The organism is Pseudoroseicyclus tamaricis (assembly GCF_012070395.1).
GTDB classification, from domain to species: Bacteria; Pseudomonadota; Alphaproteobacteria; order Rhodobacterales; family Rhodobacteraceae; genus Pseudoroseicyclus_A; species Pseudoroseicyclus_A tamaricis.
This window is the reverse complement of sequence record NZ_JAAFYS010000002.1, coordinates 784,878-806,060: the sequence shown is the minus strand read 5'-3', so window position 1 is coordinate 806,060 and position 21,183 is coordinate 784,878. Positions and strand designations below refer to the sequence as shown.

The window sequence follows — 21,183 nt, the reverse complement described above, 5'->3', positions numbered from 1 at the left end:
TGGCAGGTCCGGCATGAAACAGATGGCCTTCGGTTTGGCGGACAGCGACGGCGCATTGCGCCCGTCCGGCAATAGCGCGGCGAATGAGCCGCTCTTCGATCTGCGCTCCATTTTCGCAGTCCTGCGCCGGCAGCGGATGCTGTTCCCGCTCTGGTGGGCGGTCTTCGGGGCGATCTCGCTCGCCTATCTCGCGACGACGCCGGAGCGCTACGAGGCGGTGGGCACCATCCTCCTCGGCGGCGACGCGCGGCTGAACGTCAACGATATCGGCGACGTCGGCCCGGTCACGGATGCGAACGTGCAGACGGCGCTGCAGATCCTGCGCTCCCGCCAACTGGCGCTCGACGTCACGGACGCGCTGGCGCTGGATGAGAACGCCACCTTCCTCTCCCCGCCAAGCTCCATGGCCGGCAAGTTGATCGGCCGGGCGCGGGGCTTCGTCGGCTCCTCCATCGACCGCGTGACGAGCGCCGTGGCGCCCGTGGCGGAGGTGCCGGCAGACGTGGCCCCGGCGCCGGCGCCCGACCCGGCGCTGGTGGCGGAGGAGCGGCGGCAGGCCGTCGCGCGGATGCTGCAGGGGCGGGTCGTGCTCGGCCGCGTTGGCGACAGCTCGGCTGTCTTCATCAGCATGGTGACGCATGAGCCGGATCTCTCCGCGGCAATCGTCAACGGCTTCATCTCGGCCTTCGTGGCCGACCAGCTCTCCTCCTCCTTCGAGGCCGCGTCGCGCACCACCGACTGGCTGCAGGAGAGGCTGACGGCGCTGGAGGCGGATTCCCGTGAGGCCGCTCTCGCGGTGGAGGCCTTCCGTGTCGAGAACGGCATGATCGGCTCCAGCCCGAGCGTGCTCGGCGACGAGAACATGAGCCGCCTGAACCAGGCCCTCTCCGACGCGCAGGCCGAGCTGGCACGCAACCGTGCCCTCGTCGCCGCCTACGACACGGCGCTGGCACTGGGGCCGGAGGCGCTGGTCTCGCTGCCCTCGGACGAGCGCCTGAGCCTGCCCGGCGATGCGCGGCTCGACAACCTGCAGGGCGAGCTGACCGCGCTGACGGCGCGGCGCGATGAGGTCAGCCGCAACTTCGGCCCCGATCACCCACAGGTCACGGCGCTGGAGACGCAGATCATCGATGCCGCGGAACGCCTCTACGCCGAGATGGAGCAGCGCGCTCGCGCCGCCCGCGGCGAGCTGGAGCTCTCCAGCGCCGCCGTCGCCTCGCTGCGCCAGCAGCTCTCCGACACGTCCAGCGCGCTCGATGGCGACGCCAGTGCGCAGATCGAGCTGGAGCTGCTCGAGCGGCGGGCCGAGTCCCTCTCGCGGCTCTACGATTCCTTCCTCGCGCAGTCGCAGCAGACCGATTACCTGCGCTCCTTCCCGGTCGCGAACAACCGCGTGCTCAACCCCGCCGACGTGCCGCGCAGCCCCTCGGGGCCGTCGACGACGCGGGCCATCGGGGTGGCCATCGTGCTCGGCCTCATGGCGGCGATGCTTCATGCGACGGTCCGGGAGTGGCGCGACACCGCGCTGCGCACCGGCAGCCAGGTGACGGACACGGCCGGCCTGCCGTTCCTCGGCTACCTGCCGAAGCTCGGCAGTTCCAAGGCCCGCATCATCCCCGCGCCCAAGCGGGGCGGGAGCACCGCGGTGGACAAGACGCGCGTCTCCGTCGCCCCGCTCGACGGCACGTCTCGCTACATCGAGACGCTGCGCCTCGTGCGCCGGGCCGCCATGACGCACCCGCCGTCCGACGGCGGCGCCGCTGTCATTGGCGTCACCTCAGCCCTCCCCAACGAGGGAAAGACCTTCACGTCGCTCCAGCTGGCGCGCGTCATGGCCTCCGGCATCGGCCCCGTTTTGCTGATCGACTGCGACATGCGGCAGGCCGGCCTCTCCCGCCTTCTGCGGCTTGGGGGAGAGCCGGGGTTGGACCGGGTGCTGCTCGGCAAGGGCACGTGGCGCGAGGCGACCAAGCAGATCACCGGGACGGAGGTGGATGTCCTCAGCTGGCCGGCGAACCGGGATCGCAAGCAGGCCGGCGAGGTGCTCGGATCCGTCCAGTTCCGCGATCTCATCGCCGAGACGCGCGAGCACTACACCTGCGTCATCCTCGATCTCGCCCCCCTCGGGCCCATCGTCGATGCCCGCGAGATGCTGCCAATGGTCGACCAGGTGTTGCTGATCGCCGAATGGGGCAAGACGCCCCGGGACATCCTGCGCAAGATCGTACGCGAAGAGCCGGAGCTCTACGACAAGCTCCTCGGGGTCGTCCTGAACAAGGCGAACCTCAAGGCCCTGCGCCGCTACGCCCGGCCGGGGACCGAGGAGCTGCATTATCGCAACTACGAGACCTATTTCCGGTGAGTGCAGCCTTGTCGACCAGCCGTCGGCCGACCCGCGCGCGGCCGTCATGACCACCGGTGCTCGGCAGGTGGCCGTGCTCATCGCCGCCCACAACGCCGCCGCCACGCTGGAGCGGGCGATCCGATCCGCTCTGGCGGAGGCGGAGACGAGCGAGGTGATCGTCGTCGATGATGCCTCGAGCGACACCACACGTCAGTTGGCCGAGGCCGAGGGGGCCCGCGACCCCCGGGTCCGGGTCATCGGCCTCGACAACAACGTCGGCCCCGGGGAGGCGCGCAACATCGCGCTCGGCAGCGCCACGGCGCTCTACGTCGCCATCCTCGATTCCGACGACATGTTCCTGCCCGGCCGCCTCGGCGCGCTTCTGAAGGCGGCGGAGTGGGATCTCGTCGCCGACAACATCGCCTTCGTCACCGCCGAGCAGCGCGACCGGATGGCGAGTCGCCCGCCGCCCACCGGGGCGGAACGGTTCCGCCCCCTGACGCCCGAGGCCTTCGTGCGCGGCAACCTGCGCCAGCGCAACACGGCGCGGGGGGAACTGGGGTTCCTCAAGCCCTTGATGTCGCGAGACTTCCTTTCCCGGCACGGGCTGCGCTACGACCCGGCCCTGCGGCTGGGGGAGGATTACGACCTCTACACCCGCGCGCTGCTCGCCGGGGCGCGGATGAAGGTGACCTCCCGCCCCGGCTACCTCTCCGTCGTCCGCAACCAGAGCCTCAGCGCCCGGCACACGGGGCACGATCTCGCCCAGTTGCACGACGCCATCGAGCGCCACCTGGCCTCCGGTCCGATGGCGCCGGATCTCCGGCGCGCCATGCTGCAGCATCTCGCCGAGGTGCGCATGAAGCGCGACCATCGGCGCTTCCTCGACCTCAAGCGCGAGCAGGGCCCCCGCTCCGCGCTCGGCTACGCGCTGGCGGACCCGCGACGCCCCTGGCCGCTGGCGCGGGACATCCTGCGTGACAAGCTCGGCCCGGACCGGGGCAGCGCGCTCGGCAAAGATGGGGTGCGCCTGCTCCTGCCGGGCGGCGACACCTAGGCAGGCGCCACCTCCAGCGCGCAATCCTCGGGCAGGTCGTGGCCATGGGCCTCGTCCTCGTCGACCAGCAGCCGCGCCTTGCGCCAGCCGGGCAGGTATCCGAGCGCCGCGCGCCCCTCGGGGCCCACGGCGATGACATCGAGGGACGCCTCCGCATGCAGCCGCGCGAGCCGCTGGGCGAGCCGGCGCTGTTCCCCCAGCGTCGCCGCCTCGGGCAGGCCCGGGGGCAGGGGGATGCGCACCGCTTCCTCCGGTGCCGGCGTCTTGCCCAGCTTGCCGTCCGTCGCCAGAACGAGCGTCACCGGCGATGCCTCGGCCGGGGCCTCGCCCGCCTGCTGGCGCCGGCGCGCCCGGTTCTCCAGAAAGCTGCGGCCGAGATCGACGACCATCGCCGGCCGCGCCATCAGCTGCAGGCCGGCGGAGCCGGCGCTGCGCGCCTTGATCGTCGCCACCAGCGTCTCGTAGGCCAGCCGCCGCTGGAGGACGCGGCCCCGCCGCTCCAGCATCTGGCCCAGCAGAGCCTCCCTCGGCTCGACCCGCTCCGCCATGCCGACGGTGGCGTCGTGGGATCGGATCATGCCTGCGATCGCCTCCGTCGACAGCCGGTGCGAGATGGAGGAGGCGTGGCGGCGATAGAGATAGGTCGGCGAGGGCAGCAGCTTGTAGCGCGCCCCGCCGAGGAGGAGGCGCAGGCAGAGGTCGAAATCCTCGCCGATCCGCAGCTCCTCGTCGTAGCGCACGTCTCCCCAGGCCTCGCGCCGGATCAGCGGCTTGAGGTAGCCGAGCGACCGCCCCAGCAGATCGCTGTGCACGAAATCGGAGGCGCTGACCCAGCCGGCGGCGTGGCCGCCGCCCTCCAGCAGCGTCCGCCCGGCCGTCGCGGGGTCGCCGAAGAACACCATGTCATCGGCCACCATGTCCGCCCCCGTCTGCTCGGCGCCGGCCAGCAGCGCGGCGATGCGGCCGGGGTGGAGCAGGTCGTCGCTGTCGACGATGCCGATCCAGTCGCCGCGGGCATGATCGCGCCCCATGTTGCGCGCCGCGGCCGGGCCGCCGTTGGCCGGCATCTCCAGAACCCGCAGCCGCGGGTCCTCGGCGGCCATGCGGCGGAGCAAGGGCACGCTGCCATCGCTGGAGCCGTCATCGATGACCAGAAGCTCCAGATCGCGGTGCGTCTGCCGGAGGACAGAGCCGACCGCGGCGGCGAGATAGGCCTCGCCACAATAATTCGACATCAGGATGGAGACGGAGGGGCGTCTGGAATCGCTCATGGAAATTGCAGTTCCTCCTGCGACAGGGCTAGGCCATCTTTTCGGTGCGGTCTCCAGAGAAACAGCCCGTTCTCCGATCTTTTGCCAAACCATTTCGATCACGTTTCGGTATGGTTGGAAAGTGGGGCAGAATTTGACCGCGCCCAGGTCTGGCAAGAGAGAAAATTGAGGTAGAAGATTGAACCATGAAATGGCTCATTCCTGTTCTGGCCCTGCCGATTCTCTCTCTGGGGCGCGGCGTCTCTGCGCAATCCTCCTTCTTCGACGATTTCGAGAGCTTCGATCGGGAGCGCTGGTTCGTCTCCGACGGCTGGACGAACGGCCCACACCAGAACTGCTGGTGGTCCGCCGACGCCCTCGATCTGCCGGGCGACGGCGCCCTCTCCCTGCGGCTGCGGGAGACGGGGGAGGCGGATCGCCCTTACATCTGCGCCGAGATCCAGACGCGGGAGCGCTTCCACCACGGCACCTTCGAGGTGCGGATGCGCACCGACAGGTGGTCGGGCGTCAACGCCGCCTTCTTCACCTACATCGGTCCCGCCCACGACGCCCCCCATGATGAGATCGACGTCGAGATCCTCACCCGCGATCCCGGCGAGGTCGCGCTCAACACCTTCATCGGCGGCGAGATGCGGCACGGCGAGACCATCGACCTGCCCGTCCCGGCGGATGACGGCTTTCACGACTACGCCTTCACCTGGGAGGCGGAGCGCATTCGCTGGTTCATCGACGGCGAGCTGGTGCACGAGGCGACGGGCGAGCTTCCGACCCATCCCCAGAAGATCTACCTCAGCCACTGGAGCACCGACGAGCTGTCGGACTGGATGGGCCCTTTCGCGCCGCCCGGGCGGGACCTCGCGCTGGAGGTCGATTGGGTCGCGTGGACGGCCCCCGGCGAGGGCTGCGCCTTCCCGCAGTCCATCCTCTGCACGGAAGCGGCGGAATGAGCCTCGCCGGTGCAGAGGCGGCGCCCGTCCGCGTGGTGCGCATATGCCCGACGACGGTGCTGACGTTCCTGGTGTTTCTCTCCATCGCGCTCGTGCCGCGCTTCGGCTCGCTGGCCGTGCTGGCCTTCCTCGCCTCGGGCGCGCTGCTCATCCTGCGGCGCTACGATGTCATCCTCGCCCGCGCCGGCCCGGCGTGGTGGATCCTGGCCGTGCCCGTCTGGTGCACGATCTCCACCGTGTGGTCAGATTACCCGGCGCTCTCGCTGCGCTATGGCGTGCAGCTTGGCCTGTCGCTCGTCGTGGCCATGGCCATCAGCGCCGCGCTCTCACCCCGCACCCTGCTACGCACGCTCTTCGTCGTCCTCGCCGTCGTCGCCGCCCTCAGCCTGCTCATCGGCAGCTCGCGCGGCGACACGGGCGCGCTGCAGGGCATCTTCGGCAGCAAGAACGCCTTCTCGCAGACGATGGGGCTCTGGGCGATTTCCGGCCTCGCGCTGGCGCTGGGGCGCGACGAGACGCGACCCTGGCGGCTCGCGGGCCTCCTCAGCCTCGGGCCGGCGGTGCTGATGCTGGTACTGGGGCAATCGGCCGGCTGGCTCGTCTCCAGCGTCCTGTCCATCGGCGCCGGGCTGCTCTTCGGGCTCCTGCGCCGCTGGTACCCGGCCCAGCGGGCGCTCTTCCTGCTCTTCGCCTGTGCCGGCGCCGCGGCGGCGCTCTACCTCATCCAGCCCTATCTCGACGCCATCTTCGCCCTCTTCCTCGATGCGACGGACAAGGATGTCACCCTCACCGGGCGGACGGACCTCTGGCAGGAGGCCTTCGACCAGATCGCGGACGACCCGCTTCTGGGCAAGGGCTACAACGCCGTCTGGGTGGAGGGGAACGACGTCGCCGAGCGGATGTGGGAGATGTTCGGCATCACGACGAAGACGGGCTTTCACTTCCACAATACGTGGATCTCCAACACGGTGGAGGTCGGGCTGATCGGCATCGCCTTCCAGATCGCCGTCGTCGGCTACGCGCTCGTCGTCTCCCTCGTCCGGGTGCTGGGCGACGCGCGCAGCGACACGCTCTTCTTCGCCATGTTCACGCTGATGCAGGTGACGATGAGCGCCATCGAGCTGGTGGCGTTCATGCAGTTCCACTTCGAGTCGATGCTGCTGGTCGCCGCCGCCGTCTACGGTGTCCGCGCCCGGCGGGAGGAGGGGGGCCGGACGGCGCGCCGAGCGCCCTCCGGCCCGGCTCACTCCGCGGCGGCCTGATCCTCCAGCCCGGGGGCCGTCTCCTGCGCGAGCGGGGCCGCGGCGAGGCTCTCGACATCGACGAGGTCCCCCGGCCGCAGCGTCGTCTCCATCCCCGCCTCCATGGCCGTGACCGCGCCGGCGTCCGTCCGGTAGATCGTCAGCTCCGGCTCGGGGGCAAGCGCACCGCCCGCCTCGGCCTCCGCCGCCGCTGCGGCAGCGCGCTCGGCATCGACGCCGATCAGCCGCGTCGTCGTGGCGATGCGCTGCTCGGTATCGGCGAGGTTGGCGCGGACCTGTTGCAGTTCATTGATGAGGCCGGTGCGATAATCCGCCGTCAGCGTGCTCAGCTCCCGGTCATTCGCCGACAGATCGAGCCGCGCGCTCAGGATGGCGTTGGAGTTCTCGAGGATCTGCCCCTCGATGGTCAGCACGTTGCGCTCCGCATCCGCCAGCCGGTCGCTGGAGACGAGGTTGCGCTCCGACAGGGCCTGAGCGTTCTCCAGCGCCTCGCGCGCCAGCTCCAGCTGCCGCTCCAGAGAGGTGGTGCGCTGCTCCAGCGAGGCGATCTGCGCGGTCAGCAGCTCCTGCCGGCCGGAGAGAGAGACGCGCTCCGCCTCCAGCCGGTCGGTCTGGTGCTCCATGATCTCCTCCTCCTCGGCGAGGAGCTGGCGGCCCTCGATGTCGTCGAGCTCCGCCGGCATGACCAGCTCGCGCTCCTCGCGCTCCGCCAGCAGCCGCTCCAGCCGCGCCAGCTGGCGGCGGCGCTGGTTGCGCAGGATCAGCAGCTGGCCCTCGCTGTTGACGTAGTCGCGCCCCGCGAAATCCGCCTGGTCGGTCGGCAGCACCAGCCCGCCCGCCTGCGCGATGGCGCTGCGAACGGTCATGCCTTGCGTGAAGGGCAGCTGCCCCGGCGCGCGCACCGCGCCGCCGACGACGACGGGTCGCGATTGCAGGATGGCGACCACGGCCTCGGGCGCGGCGTTCAGCGCGAAGCGGTTGCGCAGTCCCTCGGCGATCATCGCGGCGATCTCCTCCGGCGGGCGGCCGGCGGCCTCCAGCTGGCCGACGAAGGGCACGCTGAGCGCGCCGCCGGCCGTCACGCCGTATTCGCCCGCGATGGCGGGCCAGTCCTGCAGGACACCCTCGATCGGGTCCCAGCTGATGACGCGGATGCTCAGCCGGTCCTCCGGCTGCACGATCGGGGCCTGCGCGGCGGCGGGAGAGGCAAGAGCCAGCAGGATCAGCAGGAGGGCAGGGAGGCGGTCACGGATCACATCATTCTCCGAACAATCAGTCATGGGGCCAGCGCGGCAGGCGGTGACCCTTGGAAATAGACAGGGCTTGCCGCTCCAGACCGGGGCTCTGAAGCGGCGATTGACGCGATGGTAAGCGCTGCGGAAGCGTTGTCGATCCTCGCCATGCCCGGCAGGGCAGAAAGAGGCTCAGCGGGCGCCCACCCGCCCCGCTCAGGCCGGATAATAGGCCATCCGCCGGTTCGTCGCCTGCCGGCTGAGCCGCTCGGCCCGTGCCTGTGCCTGCCCCAGCACCTCGGGGAGGTCGAGCGTCAGGTGCGCGCCGTCCCGGTAGAGGGGCCGTCCCGCGACGAGCACCGTCTCGATATCGGCGGGCGCGGCGCTCCACAGCAGGGTGGCGGCGGCGTCATGCAGCGGCCTGTCGGAGGGGCGGGAGAAGCGGCGCAGCACGATATCGGCCTGGTACCCCTCCGCCAGCCGGCCGACCTTGCCCTCCAGCCCCACGGCACGGGCACCCTCGGAGGTGGCGAGGGCCAGCGCCTCGGCGACGGGCAGGGCGGTCGGGTCGCGCCGCTCGTGCTTCTCCAGCAACGCCGTCAGGCGCGCCGCTTCGAGAATGTCGAGCGTGTTGTTGCTCGCCGCCCCGTCGCTGCCGAGGCCGACGGTGATGCCGGCCGCGCGCATGGCGCCCACGGGCGTGACGCCGGCGCCAAGCTTCATCTCCGTCTTCGGGCAGCAGCCGACGGCGGTGCCGGCGCGGGCAAGGAGCTGCAGGTCGTCATCCTGCGGATGGGCAAGGTGGGCGGCAAGGACGGGGCCGTCCAGCAGCCCCAGCTCCTGCAGCAGCCCCACCGGCGTGCGCCCCGACTGCTCTCGGCAGAGCGCCACCTGCTCGGCGGTCTCGGAGACATGCAGGTGCACGGCCAGCCCCGTGCCCCGCGCCGCCCCGGCGACGGAGCGCAGGAAATCCGGGCTGCAGGTATAGGGCGAGTGCGGCCCCAGCATCACGCCGATCCGCCCGCCGGCGGCGCCCTGCCATGCCTCGGCGAAGGCGAGGCTGGCGGCCAGTTCCTCCGCCTCGCCCTCGCCGGAGAAGATGGTCGGCGCCAGTTCGGCGCGGATTCCTGTGTCGGTGACGGCGCGAGCGATGTGCTCCATCTTGAAGTAATGCTCGGCGAAGGTCGTGACGCCGCAGGCGATCATCTCCGCGATGCCGAGGAGGGCGCCCCAGTAGACGTCCTCGTCGTCCATCCCGGTTTCCATCGGCCAGATGTGGTCGTTGAACCACTCCTGAACCGTGACATCCTCCGCCACGCCCCGGAAGAGGCCCATGGCCGCGTGGGAATGGCAGTTGACGAAGCCCGCATGCGCCAGCCGCCCCTCGCCCTCGATCACCTCGCGCGCCCGCTCCGGCTCGATGCTCGGAGCGATAGCGGCGATCTTGCCGCCGGCGATGGCGATGTCGACGCCCCGCTGGAGCGAGGCCCCGCTGCCGGTGACATCGAGGAGGTCGACGCCGCGGATGAGCAGGTCGAAGGCTCTCTCGATCTGCGGGGCAGGGGGCGTCTCGGTCATGCTCGGGCTCCGGGATGGGGGACGAGGCCAGTATCGCACCGCCGGGCGGGCAAGCGCAAACGGGCCAAGCGAAAGCGGGGGGCCTCAGTCGGCGGTCATTCCGACGTTCAGGCTTGGGCCGCGGATCATCGAGTAGACGCCGAAGCTGCCGCGCCGCGCCGTCTCCCGCTCGCGGGACATGCCGGCGATGGTGCGCAAGGGCTCGCGCTCGATGGCGGCGTCCTTAAGGCTGATGTTGACCAGCTCGCAGCGCGTCGAGGGCTCGCGGAGGACAAGGGCGGCGCCGTCGAAGGCGATTTCGGCCAGCCGCTCCTCGATGAAGGCGCTGCCGCCGCTCAGCAGCACGTTCGGGCGGAAGCGCTGCACCGGCATCGGACCGGTGCCGCCGGCGGCGAGCCGCTCGTTGAGCGCGGCAATGGAGGCATGGGTGAGCACGTGGAGCGGGTTCACCTTCGGCCAGCGGTGAGCGAGGTCGCCGATGCGCACCAGCCGCACCGGCTGGCCCAGCCAGTCGGAGAGGAACTCCGCCGCCTCGCCGCCCGCGTCGATCGCGGCGAAGCTGTTGCCGTACTGGGTGACGGTGCAGGGCGCGCCGTTATGGCCGGCCGCGACGCTCACGGAGGCGCCGTCGGGGGTGGAGATGGTGAGCATGCCCTCCGCGAAGCCGACACGCAGCAGCGTCATGCGGGGCAGGTCGCCCTGCCAGAGCATGGCACCGGCCTCGTCCACCACCAGCCACTCCCGGTCATGGCGCAGCGAGCCCTCCGGCGTGGCCTCGGCGCTCTGCAGGTGGACACCCCCGAGGGATTTGACCGGGTAGATCCAGAGATCGGTGATCGTCAGCATGGGCGGAGCCCCTCGGCTTGTGGCGGCAATGGCGCGCCGGTGTGGAAGACGTCATGGTCCGGCAGCGTCGCGACGAGCCGCGCGGCAACGGCGCCGCCGGGGGCCGTGCCGGCGGCCGTCAGGGCCAGCGCGGCGACGCCGGCCACGGGTTCGGGCACGTCGGCCACCACCTCCGCGCCCGGCAGGTCGGCGGAGAGGGCGGCGACGAGCCGCGCCGGGATCAGCCGCGCCGGATGGCGGAAGACACCGCCGGCGAGGACGATCCTCGGCGCGTCACCGGGGCCGATGCCCACCTTGCGGGCGGCCGCGCGGGCGTAGCCGATGAGCGCATCGGCATGGCGCTCGGCGAGGTCGAGCGCCGCGGCGTCCCCCTCCGCCGCGGCGTCGAGCACATGCGGCGCGAAACCGGGCAGGGGCTTAGGCGGCGGGGTGAGGCGGCCGGTGAAGGCGTGGAGCAGGTCCTCGACGCTGGCCATCCCGAAATGGGCGAGGGCGCGGGCGGTCAGAGCGGTGGGCGGCGCAATGCCGAGATCGGCGAGGTAGACGGCGTCGAGCGCCCGCTCGGCCAGCTCTCCGCCGCCTTGGGTGCGCTGCCAGAAGCTGGAGTGCCACATCTCCCCCTCCGGCCCCCGCGCGCCAATGGCGCAGCCGGTGCCGAGGACGACGGCGATGGCCGGCCCCTCGGGGGCGCCGGCGGCGAGGGCGCCGAGCGCATCGTTGACGATGGTGACCCGCTCGGCCTGCAGATGGCCGAGCCCAAGGCCGGGCAGCGAGGCGCGCCAGTGGGAGATGTCCTCCGGCCAGTCGGCGCCGACGAGGCTGAATGCGGCGCCGGCCAGCTCCTCCGCCGCCAGCCCGGCGCGGGAGAGCGCGTCGGTCGAGGCGGAGCGGACATGGGCGACGGCATCCGGCGTCTGGTAGATGTCGGCATTGCCGGCGCGGCCATGGCCGAGGACGGTGCCGTCCCGCGCCACCACCAGCGCGATGGTCTTGCTGGCCCCGCCGTCGACGGCGAGCACGGCGCCGCCGTTCATGCGCCCTCCCAAGCGGCGCGATCGGCGATCACCGTCGCCTGCGGGCAGCGCTGCAGCCAGGAGGCGGGGCAATCCTCGCTCACCGGTCCCTCGACGGCGCGGCGCAGGATCTCGTGCTTGTGGGCGCCGCTTACCACCAGCAGGATGCGCCGGGCGGAGAGCAGGGGCGCGAGGCCGAGCGTCATCGCCCGGCGCGGCACGCTCTCGATCCCGCCCTGCCAATAGGCGGCGTTGCTCTGCAGGCTCTCCGGCGAAAGCTCCACGGGGCGGGTGAGGGCGCCGGGGGCGCTGCCCGGCTCGTTGAAGCCGAGATGCCCGTTGGGCCCGAGCCCCACCACCGCCAGCCCGAGCCCTCCGGCGGCCTCCAGCTCGGTGCCCATGCGGGCGCATTCTGCCTCCGGGTCCTCCGGATCGGCGGCGAAGCGCAGCACCTGCGCGTCCGTGAGGCCCATCGGCGCCACGAAGGCGCGGCGCATCCAGTCCCAGAGCGAACGGGGGTCGTCGTCGGGCGTGCCGATGTAGCTGTCGAGCTGCACGGCGGTCATCTGCCCGGCATCGACCTCTCCTGCCGCCCGCAGCTCCGCCAGCCGCTCGTAGAGGGCGATGGGGGAGTTGCCGGTGGCGATGGCGGCGACGAGGGCCGGCTCCTCCGCCAGCGCCTCGGCCAGCTGGCGGGCGCCGGTCTCGGCGAGGGAGGCGGCATCGTCGGTGATGATCCGTTTCATCGCGGCCCCCTCATCCGACCATCCGCGCGGGCAGGAGATCCCCCTGAGCGGCGACCATGTCCTCCCAGATCGCTTCGGCCACCGGCAGCTGCATGACCAGCGGGTTGGCCGTCAGCGCCTGGATCGCCTCCGTCCTGCCGCCCGTCCATGCGGCATCCGCGGCGAGGCGCTGGTACTCGGCCAGCATCATCACCAGCCCGCGCACCTGCGAGGGGATGGGGCCGGAGGCGAGCGGCTGGGCGCCATGCCTGTCCACCAGCCCGTGCGCCTCGATCACCAGATCGTCGGGCAGGCCCTCGATGGCGCCGTTGTTGGGCACGTTGACCGGCCAGATCTCCGGCCGGTCGTTGGTGACGGCGTCCATCACGTCGACGGCGATCTCGAGGAGGTCCATGCCGCCGCGCGAGCGGGCCGGGTCGAGCCGGGGCGTCTCCGCCTCCGCCTGTTCCTTGTAATGGGCCCAGTTGTCGGGATTGGTCGCCATGATGTCCTCGGCGCGCGTTGTGGGCGCGGCCTTCAGCTCGGCGACGATCTCCTCGCGGAAGTAGTAGTACTTGAAGTACTGCGACGGGATCGCCCCCATCGCCGCGGTCATGTGCAAGAGGCGCCGGTGCTGCGGCGACAGGCTGTTGTCGCCCCGCCGCGCCTCCCAGGCCTCGCGCACCTTGGCGATCATGTCCGTCCCGTCATGCAGGTGGCGGACGGACCAAGAGCCGTGGTTGACGCCGATCATCCGCACGTCCAGCCCAGCCGGGTCGAGCCCCGCCGCCTCCGCCACCTCGATGGGGAAGATGATCGGCCCCTCGCAGAGGGAGATCACCTTGCGGTCGGTGTAGCGGCTGACGGCATCGGCGACGATGTTGACCGGGTTGGTGTAGTTGAGGAGGAGCGCGTCGGGGCAGACCTCGTCCATCTCCGCGAGCATGGGTTTCAGCGCCTCGATGGCGCGCAGCGCCATGAAGAAGCCGCCGGGGCCCTGCGTTTCCTGCCCGATGACGCCGTGCCGGAGCGGGATCGTCTCGTCCTGCAGCCGCGCCTCGAAGCCGCCGGGGCGGAAGGAGGAGAGGACGATGTCGGCATCCTCCAGCCCCGCGCGCCGGTCCCTCGTGGCGTTGAAGCGGATGTCCGCCCCCGCCGCCGCGGCCATGCGCCGGGCGAGCTTTTCAATCGTGGCGAGGTGCCCCGGGTCGACGTCGATCAGCGTGACCTCGGAGCCGGCGAAGGCCGCGGCCTTGTCGATCAGGCCGCGCACCACGGCGGGCGCGCGGGTGCTGCCGCCGCCGATATAGGCGATCTTCGTGCGGGCCATGTCAGGTATCCTTGTTCGGGCCGGGGCCGGGGGTCGGGAACAGGTTCACCGGTGCCAGCCGCCCGGCGGCGGAGGTCAGCTCGAAGAGCCCGCCATTGAAGCTGGATTCGCATTTCTCGATCACCTCGCCGGTGGCGAGCTGGGTCATCTGGCTGGTGCGCAGCACCGCAGCGGGGGGCTTGAGCTTCAGCAGCCCCGCCTCCTCCTCGCTGGCGAGGGCGGCGGTGATGACCGTCGTCCCCTCCATCAGGTCGAGCCCGTATTGCTCGCGCAGGGTCCGGTAGAGCGAGCGGCCGTTGAAATCGAGCCGCATGAGCCCGGGGCAGAGATGCTCCGGCAGGAAGGAGGTCTGGATCGCCAGCGGCTGGTCACGCAGGAGGCGCAGGCGCCGCAGCAGGATGACCGGCGAATGCAGTCCGACGCCGAGGCTGCGGGCGAGATCCGTGTCCGCCTCGATCCGGCGGAAGTCGCAGATCTGCGAGCGGGTGACGAGGCCCTGCGAGCGCAGGTCCTCGTCGAAGCCGACGAGGGGGCGCAGCTCCTGCCGCAGCGGCCGGTCAGCGACGAAGGTGCCCTTGCCGGCGACGGGGTAGAGCTCCCCCTGGTGGACGAGATCGAGGATCGCGCGCCGCGCCGTCGTCCGGCTGACGCCGAAGCGGTCGCAGAGTTCCCGCTCGGAGGCGATGCGGGCGTGGGGCTGCCACTCGCCGGTGCGGATCTGCTCGAGGATGAAGCGCCGCAGCTGGCTGTGCAGCGGGTCGGCGCTGTCGGGTTGCATGCCGTCCTGCAGGTTGTCGCCGGAACCGCTCATGCCTCTGCCTCCCCCGGAATACGCTGGCCCGACTCTGGGTGAAAAAAGCTGAGGGCGCCAGACGCGGGGGCGAGGGCGACCTCTCCGGGCAGGCTCCTGGCGTCGCGCGGCGGGATGCGAGCGCAGAGGCGATGCTCGCCGACCTCGACCCAGACGAGCGTGTCGGCGCCGAGCGGCTCCGTCACCACGACGGAGCCGGTGAAGGCTTCGGGCCCGCCGGAGCCGGCCGGCATGACCGTCAGCGCCTCGCAGCGCACGCCGAGCGTCACCTCGCCCTCCACCTGCGCGGCGATGCCGGACGGGATGGGCAGGCGGGCGCCCTGCACCTCGGCCACCGCGCCGCCATCCCCCCGCACCACGCGGGCGGGCAGCAGGTTCATCGGCGGCGCGCCGATGAAACTGGCGACGAAGGTCGAGGCGGGGCGCTCGTAGACCGTCTCGGGTGTGTCGTATTGCTCCAGCCGGCCGCCATTCATCACCGCGATGCGGGTGGCCAGCGTCATCGCCTCCACCTGGTCGTGGGTCACGTAGATGAAAGTCGCGCCGAGGCGCTTGTGCAGCGCCTTGATCTCCACCCGCATCTCGGTGCGCAGCTTGGCATCGAGGTTCGACAGCGGCTCGTCGAAGAGGAAGAGGTCGGTATCGCGCACCAGCGCCCGCCCGATCGCCACCCTCTGGCGCTGCCCGCCGGAAAGGGCGGCGGGCCGCCGGTCGAGCAGCGGCTCGATCTGGAGGAGCTGCGCGGCCCAGCCGACACGCTCGTCGATCTTGGCGCGGCTCATCCGTTGCGATTCCAGCCCGAAGGAGAGGTTGGAGCGGACCTTCATCGAGGGGTAGAGCGCGTAGCTTTGGAAGACCATGCCGATGTTGCGCTGCGCCGGCTCCAGCCGGCTGACATCCTGATCGTCGAAGAGGATCTGCCCGCCCTGCAGCGGGTCGAGCCCGGCGATGGAGGAGAGGAGGGTCGACTTGCCGCAGCCCGAGGGCCCGAGCAGCACGACGAACTCGCCATCCTCCACCTCGAAGGAGACATCGCGCAGGGCATGCAGGGCGCCGTAATGGCGGTCGATGTTCTGCAGGGAAACTCGGGTCACGCGATTTACCCTTTCACGGCGCCGGCGGTCACGCCGCGGACGAAATATTGGCCGGAGATCAGGTAGAGGATCAGCGGCGGCAGGGCGGCGATCAGCGTCGCGGCCATGTTGACGTTGTATTCCGGCAGGCCGATGCGCGTGCCGACGAGGGAGTTGAGCTGCACCGTCATCGGCAGGTTGTCCCGCCCGGCGAAGATCAGGGCGAGGAGGTAGTCGTTCCAGACGCCCGTGAACGAGAGGATGACGGCCACGATGATGACGTTGGCGGACATCGGCAGCACGATCCGCCGGAAGATGCGGAAGAAGCCGGCGCCGTCCACCCGCGCCGCCTTCATCAGCTCCGGCGGGAGCGAGCGGTAAAAGTTGGTGAAGATCAGCGTCAGGATCGGCAGGCCGAAAAGCACGTGCACGACGACGACGCCCGTCAGGCTGCCGTAGATGCCGACCTGCGCGAACATGCGCACGAGCGGGTAGATCATCACCTGGAAGGGGATGAAGGCGCCGAGGAGCAGCCCCGCCAGCAGCAGCCCCGCATAGGGCACCCGCCAGAGCGACAGCGCGTAGCCGTTGATCGCCGCGATGGCGACGGAGAGGATCGTCGAGGGCACGAGGATCTTCACCGAGTTCCAGAGCCCGTTCGAGATCCCCTCGCAGACGCGCCCGATGCAGGCGGAGCCCCAGGCCTTGCCCCATGCGGCGAGGCTCGGGTCCGTCGGCAGGGCGAAGACGGAGCCGCCGCGCACCTCCTCCGCCGTCTTCAGCGAGGTGGAGAGCATCACGAAGAGCGGGATGGCGAAGAACAGGGCGGAGATGGCGAGGAAGGCCCAGAGCCCGACGCGGGCGGCGGTGCCCCAGCCGCGCCCCGTGGGCGCCTCGGGGCGGTGATAGCCGGTGCGCGTGTCGGTAAAGCTCATGCGGCCCTCCGGCGACCGGCGAGGCCGGAGAAGAGCAGGATGACGAGGATGGTGATCAGCATCACCGTCGCCGCCGCCGAGGCGAGCCCGATATTGGCGCGCGAGAAGTAGTGATCCACCACGAACTTGGCGGGCAGGTCGGTGGAGTAGCCGGGGCCGCCGCCCGTCATCGCGACGACGAGCTCGTAGCTCTTCACCACGTCCATCGCGAGGAGCACGACGCAGACCAGCAGCACCGGCGACAGCATCGGCAGGACGACCCGCAGGTACATCCTCCACTTCGGCACCCCGTCCACCCGGCTGGCGCGCCAGATCTCCCCGTCGACAGAGCCGAGCCCGGCGAAGACGATGGCCATCACCAGCCCGGCGGAGTGCCAGACGCCGGCGACGACGAGCGTGTAGACCGCCCGGTCGGGCCGCGACAGCCAGTCGAAGCGGAAATTCTCGAAGCCCAAGCCCTGCACGAATTCCTGCAGACCGGTGGTGGGGTTGAGGAACCACTGCCAGGCGAGGCCGGTGACGATGAAGCTCAGAGCGATCGGGTAGAGGAAGACCGTCTGCAGCAATGTGCGCCCGCGCACGCCCTGATCCATCGCGATGGCGAGCAGGATGCCGAAGGCGAGGCAGAAGGCAATGTAGAGCCCGCCGAAGACGAACATGTTGCGGAAGGCGACATGCCAGCGCGGCTCGCTCCAGAGCCGGGCGTACTGTTCCAGCCCCACGAACTCCGACCTCGGCAGGATGGAGGAGGAGGTGAAGGACAGCCCCGTCGTCCACGCGATGGAGCCGTAATAGCCGATCAGGCAGAGCAGGATGGTCGGCACCAGCACGAGGCGGGCCATGTTGTCTGCCCCGAAGCGGCCGAGGGGGCCCGGGCTGCCGGCAGAGCCGCCGCGCCGTCCGCCCGAAAATGGCGTTGTGTCGGCCATTTTGCTCCCCGCGCTCCCTGTCCCTCTTCGCTGGTCCGGGCCATCTGGTCACCCTTGGATACAGCTTGTAATTACCAGTTATGCATGGTAGTGCTATGCCTATTCGGGAGGCCTGTCAACGCGCCCGAACCTGTCTGGGAACGCCGCCGCCAGAAGTGCGCCAGACCATCACCCGGCACGGAGGAAGTCTCTTCATGAACAAACTCTACACGGCATCTGCAGCCGCCCTCATCGCGGGCGCTGCGCCGGCTCTCGCCCAGGACGAGCCGACGATCGACGTCATTCACTGGCTGACCGCCGGCGCGGAATCCGCGGCCGTCCAGATCCTCTCGGACGAGGTGGAGGCCCGTGGCGGCACATGGGTCGACAGCGCGGCCCCCGGCGGCGGCGCCGATGCGAGCGCCATGCTGCTGACCCGTATCGGGGGCGGTGACCCGCCGGGTGCCTCCTTCCTCGCGCTCGGCCCCGATGCGCAGGAACTGGGTTCCCAGGGTGCGCTCCGCGACGTGCGCGAGGTGGCCGAGGCCAACGGGCTCGACCAGATGGCTCAGGTGATGGTGGATATCTCCACCGCCCCCGGCGGCGAGCTCTACGCCCTGCCCATCGGGCTCGAGACGCAGAACCTGATGTACTACAACCCGACCGTCTTCGAAGAGGCCGGCGTCGAGGTGCCCGAGACGTGGGACGCCTTCCTCGAGGCCGCCCCCGCCATCGAGGAGGCCGGCTTCATCCCGATCGCCGTGGGCGCCGAGGGCTGGCAGCTCGGCATCCTGCTCAGCTCCGTCATCGTCGGCACCGGCGGCGCGGATCTCTACCGCTCCGTGATCATGGACCATGATGCCGAGGCCGCGGGCGGCGAGGGCATGGTAGAGGCCTTCACGGTGATGCGCGCGCTCGCCGACGCCTCCGACCCCGGCTCCGCTAACCGCGCCTGGAACGACACGCTCAACCTCGTGGCCGAAGGTCGCGCGGCGATGCAGGTCATGGGCAGCTGGGCCGGCGCCGAGCTGGAGAACATGGGTCTGGAATACGGCACCGAGTGGGATTGCTCCCTGACGCCGGGCAGCGAGGCCGTCGTCGTGGAAGGCGCGGGCTTCATGTTCCCGCTCGTCGACGATCCGGACGCCATCGCCGGGCAGGATCTCTTCATCGAGGTGATGATGGATCCGCAAGTGCAGGCCGATTTCGCCGCCGTGAAGGGCGCCGTCCCGCCGAGCGGCGCGGCCGATGTCTCCGAGCTCTCCACCTGCACGCAGCTCGCCGCGGAAGTGCTGACCGAGGAGGGCGGCGGCGGTCTCGCCACCATCTCCGCCAGCAACTCCTCTGACGCCTGGGGCCAGATGCAGGACATGCTCGCCTCCTTCTGGTCGGATCCGTCGATGACGCCGGAGGCCGCTGCCGAGCAGTTCGCCTCGATCATCGCCAGCCAGGGCTGAGGGCAGGGGCCTCTGGCCCCGCCCCGCACCAATAGAGAAGGGGCCGGCATCGCCGGCCCCTTTTTCATGCTCGCAGCTGCTCCTGCCGATCCGTCGGCAGGTCGATGGCCTGCGCCGGGATTGTCAGCCGGCGGCCTCCGCCAGCGGCAGTCGGGCGAGGCTGTGGAAACGGCCCGCCTCGTCCTCCCCGGCCAGCGTGATCTCGTCGATCGTCAGCGGCCCCAGATGCGGGGCGAAGAGGGTGCGGAGGGTGCTCGCCACGGCGTCCCGCTCCTCTTCCGGCAGCGGGCCGGTGAGCGTCATGTGGAAGGCGAATTCCTCGAAGACGTAAGGATAGCCCCAGCGTTGCAGTAGCTCCTCCTGCCGCGCGCTCAGACCTGAGACCCGGCGGCGGGCGAGATCTGCCTCCGCCGGCGGGGCGCGGAAGCTGTCCAGCCCCTCCACCAGCGCCCCGGCGAGGGCGCCGAGCGGCCCCGTCTCTCCCTCCGGCACCAGCGCGAGGAAGGGGCCGAGCGCCGCGAGCCGCAGGCCGGCGAGGCGCACCGGGGGCAGGCGGGCGCAGAGGGCGCGGGCCCCGGCCTCCAGCTCCTCCGGCTGCCGGCCCCCGGCGAGACGGAAGGGGGGCTTCAGCGTTGCGTGAAAGCCGTAGCGGCGCGGCGCCTCGGTGATCGCCTCCCCCGGGCGGGGGAGGGGCAGGGCGGGCTGCACCCGCGCCGCCCCCTCGTCGATCGACCAGCCGAGCCAGTCGGCGCCCGCCGCGGCGAGGGGGCCGGGGGGCGGCGTGTAGTAGAGGGCGTAACGCGTCCAGCGCATGGCAGAATCGTCGGTTGTGGGCGGGCGAGAAAGACGGAATGGTCCCGTTCATGACAGAGAGCTTCACGATTGCAAACGCCACGCTCGTCACCGGGGGCGCGCTCCTGCGGGGCTCGCTGCGCATCGAGGCCGGGCGCATCGCCGACATCGCCGAGGGCACGTCCGTGCCGCCCGGCGCGCTGGATGCCGAGGGCGATCTCCTCGCGCCGGGCCTGATCGAGCTGCATACCGACAATCTGGAGCGCCACATCTCCCCCCGCCCGAAGGTCGACTGGCCACATGCCGCGGCCATCGCCGCCCATGATGGCGAGCTGGCCTCCACCGGCATCACCACCGTCTTCGACGCCCTGCGCCTCGGCTTCCTCGCCGGGGAGGAGATGCGCAGCTATGCCCGCCCGCTCGCCAGCGAGATCATCGCCCTGCGCGAGGCCGGGGCGCTGCGCATCAGCCACTTCCTGCACCTGCGCGCCGAGATCTGCTCCAACTCCGTCGTCGAGGAGCTGGCGGCGTTCCACCCCGAGGACAGGGTCGGCATCGTCAGCCTGATGGATCACACGCCCGGCCAGCGCCAGTTCACCGATCTGGACAAGGTGCGCGATTACGTCATGGGCAAGCGCGGCGTGACGGAGGAGGAGTTCCGGCGCGCCGTCGCCGAGCAGACCGCCCTGACAGCCGAGCATGGCGCCCGTCATCTGGCGGAGGCGGTGGCGGCCGCGCGCCGCTTCGGGGCCGCGCTGGCCAGCCATGACGACACGACCGAGGCGCATGTCGCTGAGAGCGCCGGGCATGGTGTCGCCATGGCCGAATTCCCGACGACGCTGGAGGCCGCCCATGCCTGCCGCGCCGCCGGCATTGCCGTCATCATGGGGGCGCCGAACCTCGTGCGCGGCGGGTCCCATTCCGGCAACGTCGCGGCGCGGGAGGCGGCGGAGGCGGGGGTGCTCGACATCCTGTCGTCGGATTACGTGCCGAGCTCGCTCCTCCTCGGCGCCGTCATGCTGGGCGACCTCTGGGGCGACATGGCCCGCGGCCTCGCCACGGTGACGGAGGCGCCGGCCCGCGCTGCCGGGCTGGACGACCGCGGGCGCCTCGCCCCTGGCCTGCGGGCCGATCTCCTCCGCATCAGGCGGGGCCCCGGCGGCACGCCGATGGTGCGCGGCGTCTGGTCCGGCGGGGTGCGCGTCGGTTAGGCGGCCGGGCCGGGGGCGCGCCCCGGCGGCTCCCCTCAGGCGCGCGTCTCCCCCCACGGCATCGCCTCCACCTCCTCGCGGTAGGCGAAGCGGGCGAGGTGGCTGTCGATGACGCTCTTGGCGCGGGTCAGCCCCTCCTCGTCCGGCGCCGTCACCTCGATCCACAGGCTCTCCTCGTCTGCCTTCATCAGGGCGGGGCCGGGGGGCAGGGCGCAGCGACCTTCTGTCGCGGAATACTCCACCTCGATCTTGTGGGCGAAATGCTTGCAGAGCTGTTGCAGGTAGCGCGATCCGTTGGGGGTCGCGAGGCGGGCGTCCGAGCGCATGGCTGATCTCCTACTTTTTTCGTAGGAATAACCTCTGGACGGGCTGCCGGCAATTCCTTATCGAA

General features: G+C 71.0%; 19 protein-coding genes. 6 read left to right on the top strand and 13 right to left on the bottom strand.

Going from position 1 to position 21,183, the window contains the following annotated elements; all coding sequences use genetic code 11:
* Nucleotides 1-13: 13 nt before the first annotated feature.
* Both GY170_RS10240 and GY170_RS10235 read left to right on the top strand, forming a co-directional pair.
* Complete coding sequence (locus tag GY170_RS10240) at nt 14-2,362, top strand: Wzz/FepE/Etk N-terminal domain-containing protein (protein WP_163893034.1); 2,349 nt, start codon at nt 14-16, stop codon at nt 2,360-2,362.
* A gap of 46 nt (nt 2,363-2,408) precedes the next feature.
* Nucleotides 2,409-3,401 (top strand): glycosyltransferase family 2 protein, encoded by a 993-nt coding sequence (locus GY170_RS10235; RefSeq protein ID WP_163893031.1) that lies wholly within the window; start codon nt 2,409-2,411, stop codon nt 3,399-3,401.
* On the opposite strand, the gene GY170_RS10230 is transcribed toward GY170_RS10235, so the two are convergent.
* On the bottom strand, nt 3,398-4,672 hold the full coding sequence (locus GY170_RS10230) for a glycosyltransferase family 2 protein (protein WP_163893029.1): 1,275 nt from the start codon (nt 4,670-4,672) through the stop codon (nt 3,398-3,400). The two genes, GY170_RS10235 and GY170_RS10230, sit on opposite strands and share 4 nt — an antisense overlap.
* A 185-nt stretch (nt 4,673-4,857) precedes the next feature.
* On the opposite strand from GY170_RS10230, the gene GY170_RS10225 reads away from it, so the two are divergent.
* Entirely contained in the window at nt 4,858-5,619 is a 762-nt protein-coding gene (locus GY170_RS10225; protein ID WP_163893027.1) for a family 16 glycosylhydrolase, read from the top strand.
* On the top strand, nt 5,616-6,881 hold the full coding sequence (locus GY170_RS10220; RefSeq protein ID WP_163893024.1) for an O-antigen ligase family protein: 1,266 nt from the start codon (nt 5,616-5,618) through the stop codon (nt 6,879-6,881). The genes GY170_RS10225 and GY170_RS10220 overlap by 4 nt, the downstream gene beginning before the upstream one ends.
* Here the strand turns inward: GY170_RS10220 and GY170_RS10215 are convergent.
* From GY170_RS10215 to GY170_RS10170, 10 genes are all read right to left on the bottom strand, one after another.
* Entirely contained in the window at nt 6,863-8,161 is a 1,299-nt protein-coding gene (locus GY170_RS10215) for a polysaccharide biosynthesis/export family protein (RefSeq protein ID WP_167803311.1), read from the bottom strand. The genes GY170_RS10220 and GY170_RS10215 overlap by 19 nt on opposite strands.
* 168 nt (nt 8,162-8,329) lie before the next feature.
* On the bottom strand, nt 8,330-9,691 hold the full coding sequence (locus GY170_RS10210; protein WP_163893018.1) for an amidohydrolase family protein: 1,362 nt from the start codon (nt 9,689-9,691) through the stop codon (nt 8,330-8,332).
* Between the two features lie 84 nt (nt 9,692-9,775).
* Entirely contained in the window at nt 9,776-10,537 is a 762-nt protein-coding gene (locus GY170_RS10205; protein WP_163893015.1) for an MOSC domain-containing protein, read from the bottom strand.
* Nucleotides 10,531-11,571 (bottom strand): BadF/BadG/BcrA/BcrD ATPase family protein, encoded by a 1,041-nt coding sequence (locus GY170_RS10200; protein WP_163893012.1) that lies wholly within the window; start codon nt 11,569-11,571, stop codon nt 10,531-10,533. Before GY170_RS10200 ends, GY170_RS10205 begins: the two co-directional genes overlap by 7 nt.
* A complete protein-coding gene (locus tag GY170_RS10195; protein WP_163893009.1) occupies nt 11,568-12,296 on the bottom strand; it encodes a glucosamine-6-phosphate deaminase in 729 nt (242 codons plus the stop codon). The genes GY170_RS10200 and GY170_RS10195 overlap by 4 nt, the downstream gene beginning before the upstream one ends.
* A 10-nt stretch (nt 12,297-12,306) precedes the next feature.
* Complete coding sequence (locus GY170_RS10190; protein WP_163893006.1) at nt 12,307-13,605, bottom strand: family 4 glycosyl hydrolase; 1,299 nt, start codon at nt 13,603-13,605, stop codon at nt 12,307-12,309.
* Nucleotide 13,606: 1 nt separating this feature from the next.
* Nucleotides 13,607-14,416, bottom strand: a complete 810-nt coding sequence (locus GY170_RS18655) for a GntR family transcriptional regulator (RefSeq protein WP_163893003.1) — start codon at nt 14,414-14,416, stop codon at nt 13,607-13,609.
* Nucleotides 14,413-15,510 (bottom strand): ABC transporter ATP-binding protein, encoded by a 1,098-nt coding sequence (locus GY170_RS10180; RefSeq protein ID WP_163893000.1) that lies wholly within the window; start codon nt 15,508-15,510, stop codon nt 14,413-14,415. The genes GY170_RS18655 and GY170_RS10180 overlap by 4 nt, the downstream gene beginning before the upstream one ends.
* 5 nt (nt 15,511-15,515) lie before the next feature.
* Complete coding sequence (locus tag GY170_RS10175) at nt 15,516-16,424, bottom strand: carbohydrate ABC transporter permease (RefSeq protein WP_163892997.1); 909 nt, start codon at nt 16,422-16,424, stop codon at nt 15,516-15,518.
* Nucleotides 16,421-17,353, bottom strand: coding sequence for a carbohydrate ABC transporter permease (locus GY170_RS10170; protein ID WP_235937832.1), 933 nt, complete (start codon nt 17,351-17,353; stop codon nt 16,421-16,423). Before GY170_RS10170 ends, GY170_RS10175 begins: the two co-directional genes overlap by 4 nt.
* 194 nt (nt 17,354-17,547) lie before the next feature.
* Between GY170_RS10170 and GY170_RS10165 the strand changes: the two genes are divergently transcribed.
* Entirely contained in the window at nt 17,548-18,789 is a 1,242-nt protein-coding gene (locus tag GY170_RS10165) for an ABC transporter substrate-binding protein (RefSeq protein WP_163892992.1), read from the top strand.
* A gap of 123 nt (nt 18,790-18,912) precedes the next feature.
* Here GY170_RS10165 and GY170_RS10160 read toward each other — a convergent pair whose 3' ends face one another.
* Nucleotides 18,913-19,602: a DUF1045 domain-containing protein gene (locus GY170_RS10160; protein ID WP_163892989.1), complete on the bottom strand. Its 690-nt coding sequence runs from the start codon at nt 19,600-19,602 to the stop codon at nt 18,913-18,915.
* Nucleotides 19,603-19,652: 50 nt separating this feature from the next.
* Between GY170_RS10160 and GY170_RS10155 the strand changes: the two genes are divergently transcribed.
* Entirely contained in the window at nt 19,653-20,792 is a 1,140-nt protein-coding gene (locus GY170_RS10155; RefSeq protein ID WP_163892986.1) for an alpha-D-ribose 1-methylphosphonate 5-triphosphate diphosphatase, read from the top strand.
* 35 nt (nt 20,793-20,827) lie between these two features.
* On the opposite strand, the gene GY170_RS10150 is transcribed toward GY170_RS10155, so the two are convergent.
* Nucleotides 20,828-21,118 (bottom strand): DUF2218 domain-containing protein, encoded by a 291-nt coding sequence (locus tag GY170_RS10150; protein WP_163892983.1) that lies wholly within the window; start codon nt 21,116-21,118, stop codon nt 20,828-20,830.
* Nucleotides 21,119-21,183 lie beyond the last annotated feature (65 nt).